Source organism: Acidovorax sp. SUPP3434 (assembly GCF_030159015.1).
Taxonomy (GTDB): Bacteria; Pseudomonadota; Gammaproteobacteria; order Burkholderiales; family Burkholderiaceae_C; genus Paracidovorax.
Genome location: NZ_BQXL01000025.1, coordinates 34,861 through 56,153 on the forward strand (window position 1 = coordinate 34,861; position 21,293 = coordinate 56,153).

The 21,293-nt window shown below is 69.3% G+C and carries 18 protein-coding genes; 6 read left to right on the forward strand and 12 right to left on the reverse strand.

All coding sequences use genetic code 11. The annotated features are described in order from the left end of the window. Nucleotide 1: 1 nt before the first annotated feature. Nucleotides 2-1,090 (reverse strand): diacylglycerol/lipid kinase family protein, encoded by a 1,089-nt coding sequence (locus tag AVKW3434_RS23020; RefSeq protein WP_284407673.1) that lies wholly within the window; start codon nucleotides 1,088-1,090, stop codon nucleotides 2-4. Between the two features lie 353 nt (nucleotides 1,091-1,443). On the opposite strand from AVKW3434_RS23020, the gene AVKW3434_RS23025 reads away from it, so the two are divergent. Then, on the forward strand, nucleotides 1,444-2,289 hold the full coding sequence (locus AVKW3434_RS23025; RefSeq protein WP_284407674.1) for a phosphatase PAP2 family protein: 846 nt from the start codon (nucleotides 1,444-1,446) through the stop codon (nucleotides 2,287-2,289). A 60-nt stretch (nucleotides 2,290-2,349) separates the two neighbouring features. Here the strand turns inward: AVKW3434_RS23025 and AVKW3434_RS23030 are convergent, their stop codons facing one another. Continuing rightward, nucleotides 2,350-3,591, reverse strand: coding sequence for an MFS transporter (locus tag AVKW3434_RS23030; RefSeq protein WP_284407675.1), 1,242 nt, complete (start codon nucleotides 3,589-3,591; stop codon nucleotides 2,350-2,352). Between the two features lie 172 nt (nucleotides 3,592-3,763). Between AVKW3434_RS23030 and AVKW3434_RS23035 the strand changes: the two genes are divergently transcribed. Beyond that, nucleotides 3,764-4,474 carry a haloacid dehalogenase type II gene (locus AVKW3434_RS23035; RefSeq protein WP_284407676.1) on the forward strand — a complete coding sequence of 237 codons (711 nt, stop codon included), beginning with the start codon at nucleotides 3,764-3,766 and terminating at the stop codon, nucleotides 4,472-4,474. A 78-nt stretch (nucleotides 4,475-4,552) separates the two neighbouring features. Beyond that, nucleotides 4,553-5,107, forward strand: coding sequence for a hypothetical protein (locus tag AVKW3434_RS23040; RefSeq protein ID WP_284407677.1), 555 nt, complete (start codon nucleotides 4,553-4,555; stop codon nucleotides 5,105-5,107). A gap of 210 nt (nucleotides 5,108-5,317) precedes the next feature. Here the strand turns inward: AVKW3434_RS23040 and AVKW3434_RS23045 are convergent, their stop codons facing one another. The 4 genes from AVKW3434_RS23045 to AVKW3434_RS23060 form a co-directional block, all read right to left on the reverse strand. After that, complete coding sequence (locus AVKW3434_RS23045) at nucleotides 5,318-6,385, reverse strand: adenylate/guanylate cyclase domain-containing protein (RefSeq protein ID WP_284407678.1); 1,068 nt, start codon at nucleotides 6,383-6,385, stop codon at nucleotides 5,318-5,320. Nucleotides 6,386-6,579: 194 nt separating this feature from the next. After that, nucleotides 6,580-8,505: a CocE/NonD family hydrolase gene (locus AVKW3434_RS23050; protein ID WP_502869167.1), complete on the reverse strand. Its 1,926-nt coding sequence runs from the start codon at nucleotides 8,503-8,505 to the stop codon at nucleotides 6,580-6,582. A 12-nt stretch (nucleotides 8,506-8,517) separates the two neighbouring features. Beyond that, entirely contained in the window at nucleotides 8,518-9,549 is a 1,032-nt protein-coding gene (locus AVKW3434_RS23055; protein ID WP_284407679.1) for a Bug family tripartite tricarboxylate transporter substrate binding protein, read from the reverse strand. Next, on the reverse strand, nucleotides 9,539-10,552 hold the full coding sequence (locus AVKW3434_RS23060) for a porin (protein ID WP_284407680.1): 1,014 nt from the start codon (nucleotides 10,550-10,552) through the stop codon (nucleotides 9,539-9,541). Before AVKW3434_RS23060 ends, AVKW3434_RS23055 begins: the two co-directional genes overlap by 11 nt. Nucleotides 10,553-10,728: 176 nt before the next feature. Here AVKW3434_RS23060 and AVKW3434_RS23065 point away from each other — a divergent pair, with 176 nt between their 5' ends. Next, nucleotides 10,729-11,655 (forward strand): LysR family transcriptional regulator, encoded by a 927-nt coding sequence (locus AVKW3434_RS23065; protein WP_284407681.1) that lies wholly within the window; start codon nucleotides 10,729-10,731, stop codon nucleotides 11,653-11,655. A 9-nt stretch (nucleotides 11,656-11,664) separates the two neighbouring features. Here AVKW3434_RS23065 and urtE read toward each other — a convergent pair whose 3' ends face one another. The 6 genes from urtE to AVKW3434_RS23095 all read right to left on the reverse strand — a co-directional run bounded on the left by urtE (nucleotide 11,665) and on the right by AVKW3434_RS23095 (nucleotide 18,841). Then, the gene (urtE, locus tag AVKW3434_RS23070) at nucleotides 11,665-12,369 is read right to left on the reverse strand and encodes an urea ABC transporter ATP-binding subunit UrtE (RefSeq protein ID WP_284407682.1); all 705 of its coding nucleotides are present in this window, start codon (nucleotides 12,367-12,369) and stop codon (nucleotides 11,665-11,667) included. Between the two features lie 731 nt (nucleotides 12,370-13,100). Next, nucleotides 13,101-13,976: an urea ABC transporter ATP-binding protein UrtD gene (urtD, locus tag AVKW3434_RS23075; RefSeq protein WP_284395290.1), complete on the reverse strand. Its 876-nt coding sequence runs from the start codon at nucleotides 13,974-13,976 to the stop codon at nucleotides 13,101-13,103. Next, a complete protein-coding gene (urtC, locus tag AVKW3434_RS23080; protein WP_284407683.1) occupies nucleotides 13,973-15,133 on the reverse strand; it encodes an urea ABC transporter permease subunit UrtC in 1,161 nt (386 codons plus the stop codon). The genes urtD and urtC overlap by 4 nt, the downstream gene beginning before the upstream one ends. Nucleotides 15,134-15,198: 65 nt before the next feature. Further along, nucleotides 15,199-16,776 (reverse strand): urea ABC transporter permease subunit UrtB, encoded by a 1,578-nt coding sequence (gene urtB, locus AVKW3434_RS23085; protein WP_284407684.1) that lies wholly within the window; start codon nucleotides 16,774-16,776, stop codon nucleotides 15,199-15,201. Between the two features lie 184 nt (nucleotides 16,777-16,960). Then, nucleotides 16,961-18,229: an urea ABC transporter substrate-binding protein gene (gene urtA / locus AVKW3434_RS23090; RefSeq protein WP_272564695.1), complete on the reverse strand. Its 1,269-nt coding sequence runs from the start codon at nucleotides 18,227-18,229 to the stop codon at nucleotides 16,961-16,963. A gap of 153 nt (nucleotides 18,230-18,382) precedes the next feature. Further along, a complete protein-coding gene (locus AVKW3434_RS23095) occupies nucleotides 18,383-18,841 on the reverse strand; it encodes an Lrp/AsnC family transcriptional regulator (protein ID WP_284395294.1) in 459 nt (152 codons plus the stop codon). A gap of 187 nt (nucleotides 18,842-19,028) precedes the next feature. On the opposite strand from AVKW3434_RS23095, the gene AVKW3434_RS23100 reads away from it, so the two are divergent. Both AVKW3434_RS23100 and AVKW3434_RS23105 read left to right on the forward strand, forming a co-directional pair. Continuing rightward, complete coding sequence (locus AVKW3434_RS23100; RefSeq protein WP_284407685.1) at nucleotides 19,029-19,637, forward strand: glutathione S-transferase; 609 nt, start codon at nucleotides 19,029-19,031, stop codon at nucleotides 19,635-19,637. Nucleotides 19,638-19,923: 286 nt separating this feature from the next. Continuing rightward, complete coding sequence (locus tag AVKW3434_RS23105) at nucleotides 19,924-21,276, forward strand: dicarboxylate/amino acid:cation symporter (protein WP_272564701.1); 1,353 nt, start codon at nucleotides 19,924-19,926, stop codon at nucleotides 21,274-21,276. Nucleotides 21,277-21,293 lie beyond the last annotated feature (17 nt).

The window sequence follows — 21,293 nt, forward strand, 5'->3', positions numbered from 1 at the left end:
CTCAGCCGGCCGCCAGGCCGGGCACGGCCACCGGGGCGCCCTCCGGGACGGCGGCCGGGGGCGGATCGGCCACCGGCACGGCACCCTCGGCGGCGGGATCGTCGTCGCGGGCCGTGGCGGTGGGGGCTACCAGCCACAGCGGACGCTCTTCCACCCGGAAACGCAGCGGAGGTGCCATCCATTCGCGCTCGCCGTCGAAGGCCACCTTCACGCGGTGCGGCCGCCAGGTGGGCTCCACCACCATCTCGGCGCACGCCAGGCTGATGACGGCCTCGTCGCGCGCCAGCTGGCCCACGGCGGCATTCCACACGGTGCGTGCCGTGGCGGCGCGGCCCTGGGGCTTGAGCAGCAGCACCGCCAAGCGGTCGCCGTCGGCCACGTCCTGGGCCTGCGGAATGCCCAGGCGTTCCAGTTGAAGGGGGTTGTTGCCGACGAACAACGTGGAGGCGAAGAACTCTTCGCGCGTGGGATCGGCCACCCGGTGCTGGCGCAGCGCCACGCGCCAGCGGCGCGCCGACGCCGGCCGAAAGAAGCTCCACACGGCGGACACGATGGCCACCCAGCGCGAGCGGCCGAAGCGGCGCGAGGCCAGCTCGCGCTGCTCCAGCAGGCGCGGGTACAGCCCCACGCTGGCGTTGACGAGGAACATGCGTTCGTTGACGAAGCCCACGCTCACCGGCCGTGCGTCGCCCGCGTCCATGGCGGCCAGGATGTCGTTGGCCGCCTGCTCGGGGTCGAGCGACAGGCTCTGCTCGCGCGCGAAATAGTTGAAGGTGCCCACCGGAATGACGCCCATGCGCACCTGGTGCTTCCAGGCGGCGGTGGCCACGGCGTTGATGGTGCCGTCCCCGCCCGCGGCCACCACCAGGCCGCCGTCGGCCTGGGCGGCGAGCGCGGCCTCTTCGGCCGCCTGGACGATGCCGGCGCGCTGCGCGGGCACGTGCCACTGCACGGCGTTGCTTTGCAGGGGCGGCAGGCCCTCGAGACGGGCTCGCAGCTGGCCATGGTCGGCACCGGGCCGGTGGGGCACCACCAGATGGATCGGGCCACGGCCCTTTGGCATGGACGCTGGCAGGTCGTTGGATGGCATGTCGGGAAGGCTTTCGAGGGGAGTATCACCCTGCGCAGGGCTGGATCCGATCGGGCTCGGGGGGCGGTGCCCGCACCGCGGGACGCCCGATTCTGCACACGGCCCGGGCAGGGGGGCATCGGCAGGCAGGCGCACCCCTTGTCAGCCATGGCCGACACGCCTCGGCGCCGCCCGCAAACCCCGACGGATCGCCAGGAAATGGGATTGGACGCTCGCCACGCGCCTGCCACCATTGCCGCCCTGATCCACTCCCTTGCTGCGCGATCCATGCCACTGCCCCGCCGCCATCCCTGCCCTGCCCGCCCTGCGCGGCCACGCCCGACCCCGCGGCCCGCCCCGCCGGAGGCCCGCGCATGATGGACGTCCAGGCCATGGCCCTGTGGGCCGGATCGCACCCCTTGACCGTCTGGACCGGGGGCCTGGCCATCGCGCTGGTGGCCGCCGCTGCGGCTTGGGCGGCCAACGGGCCGCTGCACACGCACGGGTCCCGGTGGGTCGCCCCCTGGGCCGAGCGCTGGGGCGCGCCGCAAAACGCCGGCGCGCGGCTACTGGCCACCCTGTGCGTGGCTGCACTGCTGCTGCTGGCGTGCGCGCAGGCGCTGGCCGCCATCGCCCAGGAATGGGCCGCGCCCACCGCCTGGGCGCTGTTCGACGACACCCTGGCCGCCACGCTGCGCGCCACCGCCAGCGTGGCCACGCTCACCCTGTTCGCGAACCTGACCCATGCCGGCGACACCGCCGTGCTGACGGTGCTGGCCGTGGCGGTGGCCGCCGCCCTCTGGCTGCGCCGCTACCGCCTGCTGGCCCTGGGCTGGACGGCGGCACTGGCCGGCAACGGGCTGCTCACGCGCGGCTTCAAGCACACCTTCGAACGCGTGCGACCGGTGCACACGCACGAGATCGCCGTGGCCGACGGCTTCAGCTTTCCGAGCGGGCACAGCAGCAGCTCGCTGGTGGCCTACGGCATGCTGGCCTATCTGGCGCTGCGCCTGCTGCCCGCGCGCTGGCACCTGCCGGCCGTGCTGCTGGCGGTGGCCACCGTGTTCACCGTGGGCTGGAGCCGCGTGGTGCTGCAGGTGCACTTTGCCAGCGACGTGCTCGCCGGCTGGCTCACCGGCGGGGCGTGGCTCGTGTGCTGCGTGATGGTGATGTCGGGCATCGGCCACTGGCGGCGCTCCCGCGCCGCACCCGTGGCCTGAGAACGTGTTCCATGTCTTTTTGGAGTCGCGCCAAAAGGCATTGAACACGTTCTGAGGGCCTCAGCCCGCCGCACGCCCGGCGCGGTCCGCCGCCAGAGACCAGCCGAACACCGCCAGCCCGCCCAGCGCCAGCAGCACGCCCACCCAGCCGGTGGAGGTCCAACCCAGCCCGGCGGTGATCGCCACGCCGCCCAGCCAGGCGCCCAGCGCGTTGGCGCAATTGAAGGCCGAGTGGTTGAGGGCCGCGGCCAGGGTCTGCGCCTCGCCGGCCACGTCCATCAGCCGGATCTGCAGCGCCGGGCCGATGGCGACGATCGTGCCCAGCAGGAACGTCGCCGCGGCCGCCGTGACCACATGGTGCGCCGCGAACACGAAGCCGCCCAGCACCACGATGGACCACAGCAGCAGCCCGCCGATCGTGCGCATCAGCGATTTGTCCGCCAGGCGTGCGCCCACCAGGTTGCCCGCCACCATGCCCGCGCCGAACAGCGCCAGCACCAGCGGCACGCCGGCCAGCGGCAACCCGGCCACCTCGGTCAGCGTGGGCTTGATGTAGCTGAACACCGAGAACATGCCGCCGAAGCCGATCGCCCCGATGCCCAGCGTGAGCCACACCTGCTTGCGCCGCAGGGCGCCCAGCTCGCGCCAGGGGCTGGCGCCTTCGGCCGGCGGCTGGTAGGGCACGCCCCGGCGCACCATGGCCATGGCCGCCACCGCGATCAGCCCCACGAAGACGAACGCCGCGCGCCAGCCGAACACCTGCCCCAGCCACGCCGCGATCGGCACCCCCAGCAGGGTGGCCCCGGTCAGCCCGAGCATCACCAGCCCCACCGCGTGGGCGCGCCGCCCCGGTGGCGCGAGCGACGCCGCCACCAGCGCCGCGACGCCGAAATACGTGCCGTGCGGCAGCCCCGTCACGAAGCGCAGCACGTTCAGCGACAGATACCCGGGCGCCATCGCCGAGGCGAAATTGCCCAGCGCATACACCCCCATCAACGCGATCAGCAACGCCCGCCGGCCCCAGCCCGCCGCCAGCACGGCCAGCACCGGCGCGCCGATCACCACGCCCAGCGCATAGGCGCTGATGACATGGCCCGCCTGCGGGATGCTCACGCCGATGTCGCGCGCCACCTCGGGCAGCAGGCCCATGATGACGAACTCGCCGGTGCCGATGGAAAACCCGCCCAGGCCCAGCGCCAGCACGGCGCGCAGCAGCGTGCGGTCGTCCCTGGCGGGGGCGGCGGGAGAAGGCGTGGCCGCCAGGGCGTCGGGGGATGGGGAGGGAAGGGAAGGCGTGGTCATGAAGCAATGGCCGGCGTAGCGGATCAGGGTTAACCCGCAGGCCGGAGACCATATCACGCCCCGCAGTGCTCCGCAGGCCCGGGGGCATCGCCCCACGCCCCGCTATGCTGCGGCTGCATCGGCCTGCCCCTCGGGTGAGCCGCCTCGCATCCATCCCCTCCAAGGAGCCCCCATGAACGACCAACCCTGGCACGGCGTGCGCGTGCTGGCCTTCGACATCTTCGGCACCGTGGTGGACTGGCACGGCAGCATCGTGCGCGAGGTGCAGGCCCTCTACCCACACGTGGACGCCGACGCCTTCGCGCTGGCCTGGCGCGAGGGCTACCAGCCCGCCATGCAGCGCGTGCGAAGCGGCGAACTGGGCTGGACCCGCATCGACGAACTGCACCGCCTGATCCTGGACGGCCTGCTGCCCCGCTTCGGCCTGCAGCACCTGACCGAGCCCGAGCGCCAGCACCTGAACCGCGTGTGGCACCGGCTCGACCCCTGGCCCGACAGCGTGGAGGGCCTGCAGCGCCTGAAGCGCCGCTACACGATCACCACGCTCTCCAACGGCAACATCGGCCTGCTGACGAACATGGCCAAGCGCGCCGGCCTGCCCTGGGACTGCATCCTGAGCGCCGAGGTGTTCCGCGCCTACAAGCCCGACCCGGCGGTGTACCTGGGCGTGGCCCGCACGTTCGACCTGGCGCCCGGGCAGGTGATGATGGTGGCGGCCCACCACGAGGACCTGGCGGCGGCGCGGGAATACGGGCTGCGGACGGCCTACATCGAGCGGCCGTGGGAGTTCGGACGGGCGAGACCCAAGGATGTGTCACCGCAGGCGGGAAACGACTGGCATGCGGAGAGTCTGGTGGGGCTGGCGGATCGGCTGGGCGCGTAGCCGGCACGCGAGGCGCCAGCATCGCACGTTGGACGGCGGCAGGTAAGCTCGCCGTATAACCACAGTGCCGAGGGATGGATGACCGAACAAACGTTGATGTGTCGACGCGACGGCTGCAGCAAGCCCGTCGAAATATCCGATCCAGGCCCGATGCGCCGGTTCATCCTCCAACTCCAGCAGTTGTACCGGGCCTCGACGCTCGCCGGTGACAACGCGGCGCAGTATTGGGCCGACATCGCGGTGAACTCCAGAAGCCCTTGGGCTCCATTGGCACACGTCCTCGGCGCCGTCGCGGTGCTATGGACACCCGAAATAGCACCCACCACCGCACTCACGCTCGGAACGGCAGGTTATGGCTTCGCCGCTCTGCCCAAGAACCTGATTCACTTCACTACGACAGCCTTTGCTGCAGGGATAGCACGCACCGGAGTGATCCGAGCCAGCGCTTTCCCCCGTCATGGCATCTATGGCCCAGGTGTCTATATGGCGCGCATCGGGCGCCCCATCAATCTGCTTGTGGCAGCGCAGGCCCGGGTTCCGATCATGCTGGCCACGCCAGCGGGCACGGCACGTATCCTCCCTTACCTGGTGTATGTGAGATGGGGACTCAACGGCGTTAAGGTCACCCGATGAGCAAACGGAAACCCTCCGACTATCTCCAAACGGCAACAATCTGGTTTGCCTGGGCCTGCTGGGCCATCGCCTACTGGCAGTCGAACTGGTGGTGGTTGGCGGGGTCCATGGTTCCTTATCTTCTTTCGCAGAGTTTCGGCCACCTTTTGGACCAAGACAAAGACGGCGGATGAATTGCCAGGCCGCAGCCTCTTCGGGATTACCGAATGCTCAACCCGCCACCATCCCCTGCACGAACCGCCGCACACGCGCATCGAACTCCGCGCTCGTCGCGGTGAACTCCACCCCCGCCAGCACCTGATCGCCCACCGGCTTGAGGGTGACCACGCGGGCGTACACGTCCCGGGCCGGGTAGTGCACCAGCGGCAGGTCGAAGGCCAGGCGCAGCTCGCCATGCAGCGGCACGGTGCCGTTCAGCTCCAGCAGCGCGCCGTGGTAGCCCATGTCGCGCAGGATGCCAGGCACGGCATGGGGCATGACCATGCCGTCCTGCACCAGTTGCCAGCTGCACGGCAGGCGCGCCTCCACGCGGTGGCTGCGGCGGAACTCCTGGCGCGGCACCTTGAGCTTGCGGCTGGGCACCGCCACCAGTTCGCGCATGGACAGCGGCTCGTCGCGCCCCTTCACGAAGACCTGCATGGGCGGGGCCACCGAGGCCATGCTCCAGCAGCGCTGGTACACGGCCTCGCTGACCAGCACCTGCCCGCGCAGGGCGAAGGTGCGCAGTTGCTGGGCCTCGACCACCACGTCGCCCAGCAGCACGGGCGACTGGCGCACGCCCGGCGCACCGCCGAAGCCCCCCACCAGGGCCGGGCCGCAGGCGATGCCGATGCCCAGGTAGATGGACGGCAGGCGGTCTTGCAGGAAGGCGTCGTTGAGATCGCGCGTGGCCATCTGCAGGGCCAGGGCGCACATGGCGGCGCGGTGCACGTCGTCGTCAGGGCCACCGCTCCTGGCCGGATCGGCGCCCGGTGCCTCGGCGGGCGCTGCCAGCCCGAAGACCACTGCCCCGGCATCGCCGGTGAGGTGGTCCACCTCGGCGCCGTAGCGGGCCAGCACGCCGTGCAGGCAGGCCAGGATGCGCTCCACCCAGGCCAGGGACTGGTCGGGCGGCAACTGGGCGGCCAGCTGGGAGAAGTCGCGCAGGCCGATCTTGAGCAGCGTCACCTCGCGCGGCTGCAGGTGCGGGCCGGCGGCGGGGGGCAAGGAAGGGGGAACGGAGGTCTGCGGGTGCGGGAGGGGGGGTGCCGGGGCGTCGCCAGGGGGGAAAGAGGACATGGGAGCGCGGTGCTTTCTCTTCGGGGTGGCCTTTGGGAACTGCGGGCGACGCGCCGGCCTTCTTCGCAGGAGGGCGGGAGGCACCCGGCCGCGCGGCAGGCGCTCGCACGGCAAGCATAGAGGGCCCGCGTTGCCATGGTCAAGGCGGGCGGCCATTCTCCCCTACAGCACCTTCGCCCCCTGCCGGGCCAGCGTCATCCGCCCGTGCCGGCCCCCGCGGCAGGCGCCCCACCCACGGCCTGCATCGGCAACACCACGCGGGACGCGCGCCCCGGCCCCATGTGCACGGTGTTGAACGCCACCACCCGGGGACCCGCGCTCCCCTCGGGCGCACCGGTGTTGGGATTGACGTCGAACCGCGGAAAGTTGCTGCTCGAAATGTCGAGCCGGATCCGGTGGCCCCGGCGGAACAGGTTGGACGTGGGCATGGGCTCGATCGTGATCTGCACGGCCTCCCCGGGCACCATCAGTCCGGGGTGCTCCCACGAGTCGCGGTAGCGGCAGCGCAGGATGCCGTCGGTCAGGTTCATCGCATACCCCTCGGGATGGTCTTCGCTCGGCGGGTACTGGTCGATCAGCTTGGCCGTGAAGTCGGTGTCGGGCGCTGTGGACGAAACCCACAGCTCGATCACCACGGGGCCGGTGACCTCCACGTCGCATTCCAGGGGCGGCGTCTGGAACACCAGCACGTCGTCGCGCTCGGCCAGCGGCCCGAATGGCGCCCGCGCGCCGAACACGCCGGCGTGCGTGCGCTGGTCGTAGGCGCCGGCCACCATCAGGGGCTCCCCGGAGGTGACCGAGCCGCCGATGGTGGGCACGGGGTTCGCGGGGTCGAAGCGGAAGGTCGCCTCACCCGCACGCTCCGGCACGTCCCGGGTCAGCAGCCCGCCCGGCCCGAGGTACCACGGCGCCAGGGTGGTGCCCGGCAGGGGCCAGTCGGCGGCACGGCGCCAGGCGCCGCCGTGGTCGAGCCGGCCTTCGGGCGTGCGCCGCCCCGATCCCCCGCCCATGCGGAAGTAGCGCACGGCATGGGCCTGCGCCTCGGGCAGGGGCTGCCCGCGCAGCCAGTGGTTGAACCAGGCGAGCCGCATCTGCACATAGTCGGGTGCCAGCGTGCCGTCGAGCACCGCATCGGGCCCGAAGTCCACGTCGCCCGCGTATGGCACGCTGCGCTCGCCGTGGGTCCAGGGGCCGAGCACCATGCGCACGTCGCCGTGCGTGCGCTGCGAAAGGCCGAGATAGTTGTCGGTGGTGGTCTGGGCGTACGGGTCCCACCAGCCGCACATCAGCAGCACGGCCACGCCCTCGAACGCGCCGTAGTGCCCTGCCGCATAGAGTTCGGGCTGGCGCCAGTGGTCGTCGAAGCGGCCGCGCTCCCATTGCCCGAACAGATAGTCCTCGTACTCGGGCGCCCACTGCAGGGGCGAGTCACCGCGCGTCCAGGGAAGGCGCTGGAACCATTCGCCGATGTCGGCCTGCTCCAGCGCCTGGCGTGCCGCTTCCCCGATGCGGTTGCTGCCGCTGAGGGCATTGCGCAGCGCCCAGACCGCCTGCTTCATCTCGAACGCGCCCCCATGGCGGATGCCGCCGCGGTAGGCGTTGGCGAAGCCGCCGCATTCGAGGAACATGGCCTTGAGCCCCGCCGGCCGCTGGCTGGCCAGCGCGGTCTGGGTGTGGGCGGCATACGACAGCCCGTAGGTGCCCACCGCGCCGTTGCACCAGGGCTGCGCCGTGATCCATGCCATGGTGTCGGCGCCGTCGTGGGCCTCGCCCAGGTATTTGGTGAACTGCCCTTCGGAGCCGAAGCGGCCGCGGCAGTCCTGCACCACCACTGCGTAGCCCTCCCGTGCGAAACGCTCGGCCACTTCGCCGCGCCGCATCGGCCGGGGGTCGGCCGCCGTGCGCTCGCGCCGGGTTTCGGCATCCTTGCCGTAGGGTGTGCGCTCCAGCAACACCGGGAGCGGGCCGGCACCGGGGGCCGGCAGGTACACGTCGGTGGCCAGGCGCACCCCGTCGCGCATGGGGATCCAGCAGGTGTGCCGGTTCACGCCGCTGGCTGCGGCGGTAGTGGTGGCGGCGCTGGCGGCGGCGTCCACCGGCGGAATCGTCATCGTGTTCATGGACGGCTCGCCTCAGTCGAGTTTGAGGTTGCGGTCCTTGACCAGCTTGGCCCAGCGGGCCGTGTCTTCCTGCATGAAGCGCCCCAACTCCTGCGGCGTGGTGGGTGCCGGTTCGGCCCCCTGCGCCACCAGCAGGGCGGTCACCTCGGCATCGCTCAGTGCCATCCAGAGCACCTTGCTGATGTTCTGCACCCGGTCCGCCGGCGTGCCCGCAGGGGCAAACAGCGCATACCAGATGTCGTATTCGAAGTTCTTCAAACCGGCCTCGGCCATGGTCGGCACTTCGGGGAAGGCGCGCGAACGCTTGGCGCTGGCCACCGCCAGCGGCACGAGCTTGCCGGCCTTGATCTGCGCCGCCACGCTGGGAACGGCGTTGATGCCCAACTGCACGTACCCGCCCGCCAGTTCGTTCACGGCGGGGCCGCCGCCCTTGTAGGGGATCTGCACCATGCGCGTGCCCGTGGCGGCCTGGAACAACTCCATCGACAAGTGCCCCGGGCTGCCGTTGCCGCTGGTGCTGTAGTTGAGCGCGCCCGGGTCCTTGCGGGCCAGCGCGATGAGTTCCTGCACCGTGCGGACCTTGAGGCTCGGGTGCGTGGTGAGGATGGGCACGTTGACCACCACCCGCCCCACAGGCACGAAGTCGCGCGACGGGTTGTACGTGAGCTTGCTGGACAGCAGCGGTGCCGTCACCATGCCCGAGCCCGCCCCCATCAGCAGGGTGTGGCCGTCGGGCGGTGCCGATGCGACCGCCTGGAAGCCGGCCGCCCCGGGCCGGTTGTCGATGATGACCGGCTGGCGCCACTGCTCCGACATCTTGCGTGCCACCACCCGCATGGCCGTGTCGGCCGCGGCCCCCGCCGGAAACGGAATCACGATGCGCACGGGCTTGTCGGGAAACTCGGCGGCCGGGGCCGCCCGGGCGCCGGCCCCCCAGAGCGCCAGGCCCGCCAGCCCGGCCGCCAGCAACGGCCGGACCCGGCGCCCGGCAACGGGGCGCGAAAAGAAGGCCCGAAGGGCCGCAAAGCTTGCCTTAGAAATCATGTCGTACCCCTGCGCCCACGGCGCGTACCGCCACATTGCTGCGGCTCGAATCGATTCCGTCGCGGTCGAAGAACGCCTGCAACTCCGTGCGCTTGGACAGCGCATACGTATACGCGACCTGCTGGCGCTTACGCAGGCCCCGCGCGGAGGCCTGCACATCCCGCTGCATCACGTTGACCACCAGCGCGTGCGGGCCGGCGGAGAACCGGCTGCCCACCAGCCAGTAGTCCACATCGGTGCGCGCGGTGGCCGCGGCCTTCGCATAAGCATCGCGGCCCAGCAGCACATAGGGCTCGATGGCACCGAAGTCGTAGCGCACCGCCACCTGCCACTTGCTCGAAAACTCGTTGGCCAGCAGGCCGCCCGGGCGCGTATCCCGGCCGTAGCCGATGCCGGCCGACCACGGCCCGTCCGCATAGTTCAGCCCCAGGTCGAGCGACTTGGCGCCATTTTCCTGATCGGGCGTCTTGGGGTCGCCGCGCAGGTAGTAGCGCGCACGGGCATTGACGCCGCCCCACGTGGGGCTCTGGTAGCCCACGGCGTTCGAGGTGCGGTTGCGCGCATTGAGAATGGACGTGCCGGTGGCCGTGGCACCGGCGTCGTTGGCCGCGAACGAGGTGATGCGCGTCACCTGCGAGTACAGGGGCGAGCCGGTCGGATTGGCGGAATCCAGCCGGCCCAGCGCCACCGTTCCCAGGCCACCGCGCAAAGCCACATAGCTGTTGCGGTAGGCGGGCGTGGTGGCGGCGCCGGTGTCCGCGTCCAGCCCCATCTCCACGCCGAACAGGGCGGTCAGGCCGCCGCCCAGGTCCTCCTTGCCCCGAAAGCCCAGGCGCGACGCGTTGTCGCGCTCCTCCGTCACCGAGCTTGCGTTGCCGGTCTTGACACGGTTGATGCTCAGTCGCACCTGGCCGTACGCCTGCAGGTCCTGCGCCCCCACGGGCGGCGAGGCCGAAAGGAACAGGCCGCAGGCAGCCAGCGCAAAGGGAAATGGGGGCCTCATGAATCTCGCTCCTTGAATGACGCCATGCCGGTGTGGCCGATGACGCAGTCGATTCTGTGGAGCGAGGCCTCCGTCCACAACGCTATGACAAAGGCGGATGACCCTATGCAGCGGGCAGCAGGTTTGCGCTGGTCCGCGACCGGTGCAAAGATGCTGGGCCGCACCGCTCAACGCCCATGAACTTCAAGCAACTCGAAGCCTTCCACGCCATCATGCTCAGCGGCTCCACCACCGGCGCGGCCGCGCGCCTGGGCCTGTCGCAGCCCGCCATCAGCCGGCTGCTGGCCCAGCTGGAGGAGGACCTGGCCCTGCGCCTGTTCGTGCGCGAGAAAGGCCGCCTGAGCCCCACTGCCGAAGCCCACGCGCTGCTGCACGACGCCCAGGGCCTGATGGACTCGGCCCAGTGCTTTCGCCGCCATGCCGAGCAATTGCGCCTGGGCGGCTTCAAGCGCCGGCTGCTCAAGGTGGCCGTGCCCAGCACCCTGGCGACCACGCTCATGCCCGTGCTGGCCCGGCGCTTCATGCAGGCCCACCCCGATGTGGTGCTGGAAGTGCTGTCGGGCTCGTACAACGACGCGGAGCGCGCACTGCTCAGCCGCGATGCGGACATCGGGCTGGTGCGGCTGCCCATGGAAATGCCCGGGCTCGCCACCCGCGCCCGCCTCGACTCCGAGGCCGTGTGCATCATGCCCAAGGGCCACCCGCTGGAACGCCTGAACGAGGTCGGCGCCACCGACCTGATCGACGCCAGCCTGATCCTGCTGGGCCGGCAGCGGCAGATACGCCACGACATCGACATGGCGTTTCGCCAGCGGCGGGTGCAGCCCCGCGTGGCCCTGGAGGTGCACTCCATCAGCGAGGCCTGCGCCCACGTCGCCCAGGGGCTGGGCGTCTCCATCGTGAACGCCCTGCTGGCGCAGCACTGCCCGCAGGGTGCGATCGCCTCGCGCCCGTTCCGCCCCCGCATCGCCTACCAGCTGGGCATCGCCACGGTGGCCCAGGCGGCGGCATCGCCCCTGCACGATACGTTCACGCAGCTCCTGATGGAGGGGCTGGTTTCGCCGCCGGGGGATGCCGGGGCGGCCACGGCGCAGCAGGCCTAGGGCGCGGGTTCAGATCGCCACGAGGTGGCGGATGCCCTTGGCCTGCATCTCGCTGCCCGGGCCCCGGGCGATGACTTCGCCGCGCTCCATCACGAGGTACTCATCGGCCAGTTCCTCGGCGAAGTCGTAGTACTGCTCGCACAGCAGGATGGACACCGTATGCCCGTCCAACCCGTGGTCGGCCAGCTGGCGGATGACGCGGCCGATGTCCTTGATGATGCTGGGCTGGATGCCTTCGGTGGGCTCGTCCAGGATCAGCAGGCGCGGGCTGGGCGCCAGCGCCCGCGCGATGGCGAGCTGCTGCTGCTGCCCGCCCGACAGGTCCCCACCGCGGCGGCCGAGCATCTGCTTGAGCACCGGAAAGAGTTCGTACAGATGGGGCGGCACGGGGGTGGAGCCACTCTTGTAGGCCAGGCCCATGCGCAGGTTTTCTTCGACCGTGAGGCGGCCGAAGATCTCGCGGCCCTGGGGGACGAAGCCGATGCCGGCGCGGGCGCGGTCGTAGGGGGTTTTGGCCTGGATGGGTTGGCCTTCCCAGGTGATGGTGCCGCTTTGGATGGGGACGAGGCCCATGAGGCTCTTGAGCAGGGTGGTCTTGCCGACGCCGTTGCGGCCGAGGAGGACGGTGACTTTGCCGGGGGGGGCGGTGAGGCTCACGTCGCGCAGGATGTGGGAGCCGCCGTAGTACTGGTGGAGGTTTTGGACGGTGAGCATGGGTTTTTGATGTCTTTTGGGCTTGATGCCCTAGTGTTGATTGGCCTTGTTGCTATTGTTTTTGTAGCATTTGGATGATTGGGTTCCGGGGCCGGGGGTTGCGCCCGGCGGCGCACTCACTTTCTTTTGCTTCGCCAAAAGAAAGTAAGCAAAGAAAAGGCGACCCTGCTGGCTGCGTCCCTGCGCTTCGCTCCGGGCAACCTGCGGTGCTCGTGCGCGGGGTGCGCCGTGGAACTCGCTTCGCGCTGCGCGCTGCGCTCGGACAACCACGGCGAGTCAGTTCACGAAGCAGGTGTGTCCTGCGGCACACCTGCCCACCCCGCGCCCTGCGCTCCTCGGCGCATCCAGAAGGGAACCCGCCGGCCGGGCCATCGCTGCGCTCGGCCTGGCCTTCGCGGCGCGTAGCGCCTGCGCGTTGGGGGCCGAGCGCAGCGATGGCCCGTGTGGGGGCTGTTGGGTTCCCTTCTGGCCGTGCCGAGGAGCGCAGCGGCTGGCGGAAAAAGGGCCGCGCGCTGTTTGAGCGCAACGCAGTGGAGCGAGTTTGCGCGGACCCCGCCAGCCGCGAGCACCGCAGGTTGCCCCGGAGCGAAGCGCAGGGGACACGGACAGTAGGGTCGCCTTTCTTTTGGGTACGTTTCTTTGGCGAAGCAAAGAAAAGTACCTCGGCCGCCGGGCCGAGACCCGGCCCCGGAACGTAACTATCGAGTAACTTCGCAAAAAAGCCCACAGCGTCACCGCCCCAAATAAACCTCAATCACCCTCTCATCCCCCTGCACCTGATCCAGCGTCCCCTCCGCCAACACCGCCCCCTCGCACAACACCGTCACCTTCTCCGAAATCGTCCGGATGAACGACATGTCGTGCTCCACCACCATCAGCGAATGCCGCCCCTTCAAGGTCAGGAACAGCTCCGCCGTCCGCGCCGTCTCCTCGTCCGTCATCCCCGCCACCGGCTCGTCCAGCAGGAGCAGCTTCGGGTCCTGCATCAGCAGCATCCCGATCTCCAGCCACTGCTTTTGCCCATGGCTCAGATTGCCCGCCATGCGCGCCACGCTGCCGGCCAGGTGGATGGTGTGCAGCACCTCGGCCAGCCGGTCCGCCTGCGCGGAATCCAGGCGGAAGAACAGGCTCGACGCCACGCCCTTGTGCGTCTTCAAGGCCAGCTCCAGGTTCTCGAACACGGTGAGCTGCTCGAACACCGTGGGCTTCTGGAACTTGCGGCCGATGCCCAAGCCAGCGATCTCCGGCTCGTTGTGCCGTAGCAGATCGATCGTGCTGCCGAAGAACACGGTGCCCCGGTCTGGGCGGGTCTTGCCGGTGATGATGTCCATCATCGTGGTCTTGCCCGCGCCGTTGGGGCCGATCACGCAGCGCAGCTCGCCCGGCGCGATGTCCAGGTTCAGGCCGTTGATGGCCTTGAAGCCGTCGAAGCTCACGTGCACGTCTTCCAGGTACAGGATGCGGCCATGGGCCACGTCCACCTCGCCGGGCACGGCCACGCGCGAGAAGCCGGCCGCGCGGCCCCCGGACTCGGTCTGCCCCGTGCGTGCCGCCGGGGCGTCGCCCGCGATGCGGCGCGCGCCTTCTTCCATCAGATCGGGGGTCATTGCGCGCCCTCCTTTGGCTTGGCGCTGCCACGCAGGGGCTGGCGCGCGTCGTCCACCGCCTTGCGCGGGCGCCGCAGCAGGCCCACGATGCCGTTGGGCAGGAACAGGGTGACGGCGATGAACAGCGCCCCCAGGAAGTACAGCCAGAACTCCGGTGCGGTCACGGTGAGCCAGCTCTTGGCGCCGTTCACCAGGAAGGCGCCCACGATGGGGCCGATGAGCGTGGCGCGCCCGCCCACGGCCGCCCACACGGCGATCTCGATGGAGTTGGCGGCGCTCATCTCGCCCGGGTTGATGATGCCGACCTGCGGCACATACAGCGCGCCGGCCACGCCGCACATCATGGCGCTGATGGTCCAGATGGTGAGCTTGTAGGGCAGCGGCGAGTAGCCCGAGAACATGACGCGCGTCTCCGCATCGCGCACCGCCTGCAGCACGCGGCCGAATTTGCTGCGCACCAGCCAGCGCCCGAGCAGGAACGAGCCCAGCAGCGCCAGCCCCGTGAGCACGAACAGCAGCATGCGCATGTTCTGCGTGGCGATCGGCTGCCCCAGGATGCGCTTGAAATCGGTGAAGCCGTTGTTGCCGCCGAAACCCGTCTCGTTGCGAAAGAACAGCAGCATGGCGGCGTACGTCATGGCCTGCGTGATGATCGAAAAATACACGCCCTTGATGCGCGAGCGGAAGGCGAAGTAGCCGAACACGAAGGCCACCAGCCCCGGCACGGCCACGACGAGGACCAAGGTGGCGGCGAAGCTGTCCGACAGCGCCCAGTGCCAGGGCAACTCCTTCCAGTCCAGGAACACCATGAAGTCCGGCAGGTCGCTCTGGTAGTTGCCGTCGCGGCCGATCTGGCGCATGAGGTACATGCCCATCACGTAGCCGCCCAGGGCGAAGAACAGGCCGTGGCCCAGGCTCAGGATGCCGGTGTAGCCCCAGATGAGGTCCATGGCCAGCGCGCAGATGGCGTAGCACATGATCTTGCCCAGCAGCGCCACCGCGTAGTCGGACAAGTGCAGCGGGCTGCCGGCGGGCAGCCACAGGTTGAGCACGGGCGCCACCGCGCACACGGCGATGAGCGCGACGATGAATGCCGACCAGCCGGACCGCGTGAGCAGCGGCGCTGGCGCAGGAAGGGAGATGTCTCGATGGGGCATGGGCTTCTTCTAGGCAGGCAGAGGCAGGTGGCGCGGCGGGCGGCGATGACGACGGCGACAGGCGGTCATGCCTCCCTCCCCTTCATCGCGAAGATGCCCTGCGGCCGCTTCTGGATGAACACAATGATGAAGACCAGCACGGCGATCTTGGCCAGCACGGCGCCCGTCCAGCCTTCGAGGAACTTGTTGAGCACGCCCAGGCCCAGCGCCGCGTACACGGTGCCCGCCAGCTGGCCCACGCCGCCCAGCACCACGACCATGAACGAATCGACGATGTAGCCCTGGCCCAGGTCGGGCCCCACGTTGCCGACCTGGCTCAGGGCGCAGCCGGCCAGGCCGGCGATGCCGGAGCCGAGCGCGAAGGCATAGGTGTCCACGCGGGCGGTGTTGACGCCCATGCACGAGGCGATGGGCCGGTTCTGCGTGACGCCGCGCACGAACAGGCCCAGCCGCGTGCGGCCGATGAGGTAGGCCACGCCACCCAGCACCGCGAAGGCGAAGGCCACGATGATCACGCGGTTCCAGGGCAGCTGCAGGTTGTCCATGAGCTGCACGCCGCCGCTCATCCACGCGGGGTTTTCCACGCCCACGTTCTGCGCGCCGAACACGGTGCGCACGAGCTGCTGCAGCATCAGGCTGATGCCCCAGGTGGCCAGCAGCGTCTCCAGCGGCCGGCCGTAGAGAAAGCGGATCACGCTGCGCTCCAGCGCCGCGCCCATGAGGGCGGAGGCGCAGAACGCGGCCGGCACGGCGGCCACCAGGTACCAGTCGAAAGCGCCGGGCAGGTATTTCTGGAACAGGCCCTGCACCACGTAGGTGGCGTAGGCGCCGATCATCATCAGCTCGCCGTGCGCCATGTTGATGACGCCCATCAGCCCATAGGTGATGGCCAGCCCCAGCGCCACCAGCAGCAGGATGGACCCCAGGCTCACACCAGAGAACAGTGCGGCGAGCTTCTCGCCCCACTGCAGCCGGCCCTCCACCGAGGTCAGCGCGGACTGGATGGCCGCCTTCACCTTGGGGTCGGCCTCCTGGCGCAGTTGCTCCAGCAGCACGGTGCGCGTGGCGGGGGTGCCGCTGGCGGCCAGGTACTGCGCGGCCTCCAGGCGGTGGGCCGCGTCGCTGTCGGCCAGCAGCATGCGCGCGCGGATGGCTTCGAGCCGCCCGCGCAGGCCGGCATCTTTCTCGGCGGCGAGGGCTTTTTCAATCAGGGGCAGGCGCGCGGCGTCGGTCTCTTCCTTGAGCGACTCGATGGCGGCGCGGCGCTGGGCCGCATCGGGCGACAGCAGTTGCAGCGAGGCCAGCGCAGCGTCGAACTCGCCGCGCATGCGGTTGTTGTTGACGATGTCCTCCGCATCGTCGGGCACCGGCACCTCGGCGCCGGTGGCGGGGTCCAGCCCCTTGCCGTCCTTGATGGTGATGGCACGGTCGCCCGCGATCTTGACCGCATCGTCGGCCATGGCGCGGATGAAGGCGAGCGTCGCATCGTCGGGCGTGGCGATGGCCTGCTGCAGCGCGGCGATGCGCTCGTCGGTCTCGCCCGCCGCCATGGCACGCGCGGCCTGCGGCGTGAGCGCGTGCGCCTGCACGGCCGCACACAGCAGCAGGCAGGCGATCAGGCGGTGAAAGAAGGTGGGAGGCATGGTGAGGGGAAGGTCGTCACGAACAAGAAAGGATTGCGATCACGGACTGCTTCGTCATGCCACGTGCACCAGCGCGGCCCGAAGCCAGCAGACGCCGCGGAACCGGCTTTGCCGGGCCGCTGGCGTCGTCCCCCCTTCCGCGCAACGAGAGAGGGGGTGAAGGCGCGCAGCGTCTCAGGGGGTGTTATTTAGACTTGCCGTCGGGCTCGTCCTTCTTCTTGTCGTTGCCTTCGATGTACGGGCTCCAGGGCTTGGCCTTGACCGGGCCGGGCGTCTTCCACACCACGTTGAACTGGCCGTCGGCCTTGATCTCGCCGATGAACACGCTCTTGTGCAGGTGGTGGTTCTTCTCGTCCATCTTGCTCACGATGCCGCTGGGCGCCTGGAAGGTCTGGCCGGCCATGGCGGCGATGACCTTGTCCACATCGGTGCTCTTGGCCTTCTCGACCGCCTGCTTCCACATGTGGATGCCGATGTAGGTGGCCTCCATCGGGTCGTTGGTGAGCGGCTTGTCCATGTGGCCGGGGATCTTTTTGGCCTTGGCGTAGTCGCTCCACTGCTTGATGAAGGCGGTGTTGGTGGGGTTCTTGATGGACATGAAGTAGTTCCATGCCGCCAGGTGGCCCACCAGCGGCTTGGTGTCCACGCCGCGCAGTTCTTCCTCACCCACCGAGAAGGCCACCACCGGCACGTCCTTGGCCTTGAGGCCCGCATTGCCCAGTTCCTTGTAGAAGGGCACGTTGGAGTCGCCGTTGATGGTGGAAACCACCGCCGTCTTGCCGCCCTGGCTGAACTTCTTGATGTCGGCCACGATGGTCTGATAGTCGGCATGGCCGAAGGGCGTGTACTTTTCGTCGATGTCGCTGTCCTTCACGCCCTTGGACTTCAGGTAGGCGCGCAGGATCTTGTTGGTGGTGCGGGGGTACACGTAGTCGGTGCCCAGCAGCACCCAGCGCTTGGCGCCGCCGCCGTCCTTGCTCATCAGGTAGTCCACCGCGGGAATGGCCTGCTGGTTGGGCGCCGCGCCGGTGTAGAACACGTTCTTGGACAGCTCTTCGCCTTCGTACTGCACGGGGTAGAACAGCAAGCCGTTCATTTCCTCGACCACGGGCAGCACGGACTTGCGGCTCACCGAGGTCCAGCAGCCGAAGATGACCGAGACCTTGTCCTGCCCCAGCAGCTGCTTGGTCTTCTCGGCGAACAGGGGCCAGTTGGAGGCCGGGTCCACCACCACGGGCTCGAGCTTCTTGCCGAGCACGCCGCCCTTGGCGTTGATCTCGTCGATGGCCATGAGCACGGTGTCCTTCAGCACGGTCTCCGAGATGGCCATGGTGCCCGACAGGCTGTGCAGCACGCCCACCTTGATGGTGTCGGCGGCATGGGCCGGCAGCGCCGACAGGCCGGCCAGCGTGGCGATGGCCGCGAGGGCCTTGAGAGAGTAACGACGTTGCATGGTGCAGCTCCGATGAATGGGGTTCAAACCGCTCGCCCGGGGCCCCCGCAGGGCGCCTTCGTCCGGTCGATGGAATGGATTCTGGAGACTGCCCCCCGGGCCGCCAATACGCCAAGTGGCGTACACGGCCCCGATGCCGCGGGGCTGGCCCGCTCAGCGCCGCGGGGACCGCAGGGCGTGCACCGTGGTGGTCTTGCGCACGGGGCTCGACAGCACCAGCGACGTGGTCACCGCGCCGTGCTGGGCCAGCGCGTCGACCACGGACTGCAGGTCTTCGGGCTCGGCGATGGCGCAGCGCACGATGAAGCAGTCCTCGCCCGTCACGCGATCGGCCTCGAGGACCTCGGGCATGGACTCGAAGAGCTTCACGTAGGGCGCGATGCCGGCGTGGTCGGTCTGCACGCGGATGATGGCCTGCAGCCGCACGCCGATGGCGCGCAGGTTGACCCGCGCCCCATAGCCCTCGATCACGCCCGCGTCCTCCAGCTTGCGCACCCGCTCGCTCATGGCGGGCTGGGACAGGCCGATGCGCTTGCCCAGCGCGGCCAGGCTCTGGCGGGCATCGGTCTGCAGGGCCTCCAGGATCAGCCAGTCTTTCTTGTCGAGGGTCATGCCAGCGCTCCGGGTTGCGGGGTCGGGAAGGGAGGTTCCGATCATCCATCGGTTTGGAGGCGGCATTTCCGATGCCCTGCCCTTCGCCGGCAGGGGCTGCGCGCCTATCGTGCAAGGCCGTGCCACCGGCGTCCTCGCGGACCGCGCCCTGGCTTTCTTCGGCCCCTTTTCTCAAGGAACCCTTCCCATGCAGCTGGTTGGAATGCTGGACTCCCCCTATGTGCGCCGTGTCGCCGTATCGCTGCGGCTGCTGGAATTGCCCTTCGAGCACCTGCCCCTCTCGGTGTTCAGCACCTTCGAGGCCTTCGGCCGCATCAACCCGGTGGTGAAGGCCCCGACGCTGGTGGCCGACGACGGCACGGTGCTGATGGATTCGGGGCTGATCCTGCAATGGGCGGGCACCCTGTCGCGCCACCGCCTGCAGCCGCTCGGCGGGCCCGCGCTGCTGCGCGATCTGCGCCTCACTGGCCTGGCGCTGGCCGCCTGCGAGAAGGCCGTACAGCGGGTGTACGAACAGAACCTGCGTCCTGCGGACAAGCAGCATGCCCCCTGGATCGACCGCGTGAGCGGCCAGTTGCTGGCGGCCTGCGGGCAGCTCGAAGCCGAACTGGCCCAAGCCCCCCTGCCGGCGCCCGAGCAGGCCATCACCGATGCGGGCGTCACCATCGCCGTGGCGTGGGACTTCATGCAGAGCATGGTCGCCGATACCGTCCTGGCCGACGACCACCCCGCCCTGGCCGCCTTTGCGGAGCAGGCGGAGCGGCTGCCGGCGTTTCTCGCCTGTCCGGCCCGTTGAGGGCTGCGGCCGGCGCACGCTCCACCGGCTGCAAAGTCTGTCACCTGGCTGACATCTCGGCGATCCGGCGGCCCCGCCCGCGCGGTCGGCATGGACCGGATCGCCCCCCGAAAACCGGCGCATTCCGCCACGGTGGCAGGGTGCGCTCGGCCTCCCGCCACCCCGGCGCGCTCTGCGTGTACGTATTTCCCACCATGTGGATTTCCACAATCGCGCAGGCCATGGCACAGGCATACATTCACGCACCTCCAAAATGAGCGCTGCTGGCGACGGTACGCGCAGACCTATGCAAGAGACACGCACGCTCCCCCCCAAGAGACCCCTTTACCGCTCGCTGTACATCCAGGTGCTCTTCGCCGTCGTCGTCGGCGTGCTGCTGGGGCACTTCTATCCCGCACTGGGCGAGCAGATGAAGCCGCTGGGCGATGGCTTCATCAAGCTGATCAAGATGATCATCGCGCCCATCATCTTCTGCACGGTGGTGATCGGCATCGCGGGCATGGAAGACATGAAGAAGGTCGGCCGCACCGGCGGCCTGGCCCTGCTGTATTTCGAGATCGTGAGCACGGTCGCGCTGATCATCGGCCTGATCGTGGTCAACGTGCTGCAGCCCGGCGCCGGCATGAACGTGGATGCCTCCACCATCGACACCAAGTCGATCGCCGCCTACACCGCGCCCGGCAAGATGGGCACCACCACCGACTTCCTGATGAACATCATCCCCACCACGGTGGTCGATGCGTTCGCCAAGGGCGAGATCCTGCAGGTGCTGCTGATCGCCGTGATGTTCGGCTTCGCCCTGCACCGCTTCGGCGGCCGCGGCACGCTGGTGTTCGACTTCATCGAGAAGACCTCGCACGTGCTGTTCACCATCGTCGGCTACATCATGAAGGTGGCGCCCATCGGTGCCTTCGGCGCCATGTCGTTCACCATCGGCAAGTACGGCGTGGGCTCGCTGCTGTCGCTGGGCAAGCTGATGGGCTCGTTCTACCTGACCTGCCTGCTGTTCATCTTCATCGTGCTGGGCGCCATCGCGCGCTTCCACGGCTTCTCGATCTGGAAGTTCATCAAGTACATCAAGGAAGAGCTGCTGATCGTGCTGGGCACGTCCTCCAGCGAATCCGTGCTGCCGCGCATGATGGAAAAGATGGAGAACCTGGGCGCCAAGAAGACCACCGTGGGCCTGGTGATTCCCACCGGCTACTCGTTCAACCTGGACGGCACCTCCATCTACCTGACCATGGCCGCCGTGTTCATTGCGCAGGCCACCAACACGCCGCTGGACATCACGCACCAGATCACGCTGCTGCTGGTGCTGCTGCTCACCTCCAAGGGCGCGGCCGGGATCACGGGCAGCGGCTTCATCGTGCTGGCGGCCTCGCTGTCGGCGGTGGGCCACGTGCCGGTGGCGGGCCTGGCGCTCATCCTGGGCATCGACCGCTTCATGTCCGAAGCGCGCGCGCTCACCAACCTGGTGGGCAACGGCGTGGCCACCATCGTGGTCGCCAAGTGGACCGGCGACCTCGACGAGAACAAGCTCAAGCAGCGCCTGAACGACCCGAACTGGGTGGACGCCCAGGAGCCCGAGGTGCTGCTGGACGCCAAGACCGAACGCATGGACACGAGCGGCCACCGCTGAGGCGGCAGGCTCCATAG

Excerpts from the sequence above, each read along its gene's own strand:
- urtE (WP_284407682.1), bottom strand. The coding sequence starts at position 12,369 with ATGCTCACCGTCCAAAACCTCCACCAGTACTACGGCGGCTCCCACATC.
- AVKW3434_RS23020 (WP_284407673.1), bottom strand. The coding sequence starts at position 1,090 with ATGCCATCCAACGACCTGCCAGCGTCCATGCCAAAGGGCCGTGGCCCG.
- AVKW3434_RS23095 (WP_284395294.1), bottom strand. The coding sequence starts at position 18,841 with ATGACCCTCGACAAGAAAGACTGGCTGATCCTGGAGGCCCTGCAGACC.
- urtD (WP_284395290.1), bottom strand. The coding sequence starts at position 13,976 with ATGACCCCCGATCTGATGGAAGAAGGCGCGCGCCGCATCGCGGGCGAC.
- AVKW3434_RS23105 (WP_272564701.1), top strand. The coding sequence starts at position 19,924 with ATGCAAGAGACACGCACGCTCCCCCCCAAGAGACCCCTTTACCGCTCG.
- AVKW3434_RS23025 (WP_284407674.1), top strand. The coding sequence starts at position 1,444 with ATGATGGACGTCCAGGCCATGGCCCTGTGGGCCGGATCGCACCCCTTG.
- urtA (WP_272564695.1), bottom strand. The coding sequence starts at position 18,229 with ATGCAACGTCGTTACTCTCTCAAGGCCCTCGCGGCCATCGCCACGCTG.
- urtB (WP_284407684.1), bottom strand. The coding sequence starts at position 16,776 with ATGCCTCCCACCTTCTTTCACCGCCTGATCGCCTGCCTGCTGCTGTGT.
- AVKW3434_RS23035 (WP_284407676.1), top strand. The coding sequence starts at position 3,764 with ATGAACGACCAACCCTGGCACGGCGTGCGCGTGCTGGCCTTCGACATC.
- AVKW3434_RS23040 (WP_284407677.1), top strand. The coding sequence starts at position 4,553 with ATGACCGAACAAACGTTGATGTGTCGACGCGACGGCTGCAGCAAGCCC.
- AVKW3434_RS23030 (WP_284407675.1), bottom strand. The coding sequence starts at position 3,591 with ATGACCACGCCTTCCCTTCCCTCCCCATCCCCCGACGCCCTGGCGGCC.
- urtC (WP_284407683.1), bottom strand. The coding sequence starts at position 15,133 with ATGCCCCATCGAGACATCTCCCTTCCTGCGCCAGCGCCGCTGCTCACG.
- AVKW3434_RS23100 (WP_284407685.1), top strand. The coding sequence starts at position 19,029 with ATGCAGCTGGTTGGAATGCTGGACTCCCCCTATGTGCGCCGTGTCGCC.
- AVKW3434_RS23050 (WP_502869167.1), bottom strand. The coding sequence starts at position 8,505 with ATGAACACGATGACGATTCCGCCGGTGGACGCCGCCGCCAGCGCCGCC.
- AVKW3434_RS23055 (WP_284407679.1), bottom strand. The coding sequence starts at position 9,549 with ATGATTTCTAAGGCAAGCTTTGCGGCCCTTCGGGCCTTCTTTTCGCGC.
- AVKW3434_RS23060 (WP_284407680.1), bottom strand. The coding sequence starts at position 10,552 with ATGAGGCCCCCATTTCCCTTTGCGCTGGCTGCCTGCGGCCTGTTCCTT.
- AVKW3434_RS23045 (WP_284407678.1), bottom strand. The coding sequence starts at position 6,385 with ATGTCCTCTTTCCCCCCTGGCGACGCCCCGGCACCCCCCCTCCCGCAC.
- AVKW3434_RS23065 (WP_284407681.1), top strand. The coding sequence starts at position 10,729 with ATGAACTTCAAGCAACTCGAAGCCTTCCACGCCATCATGCTCAGCGGC.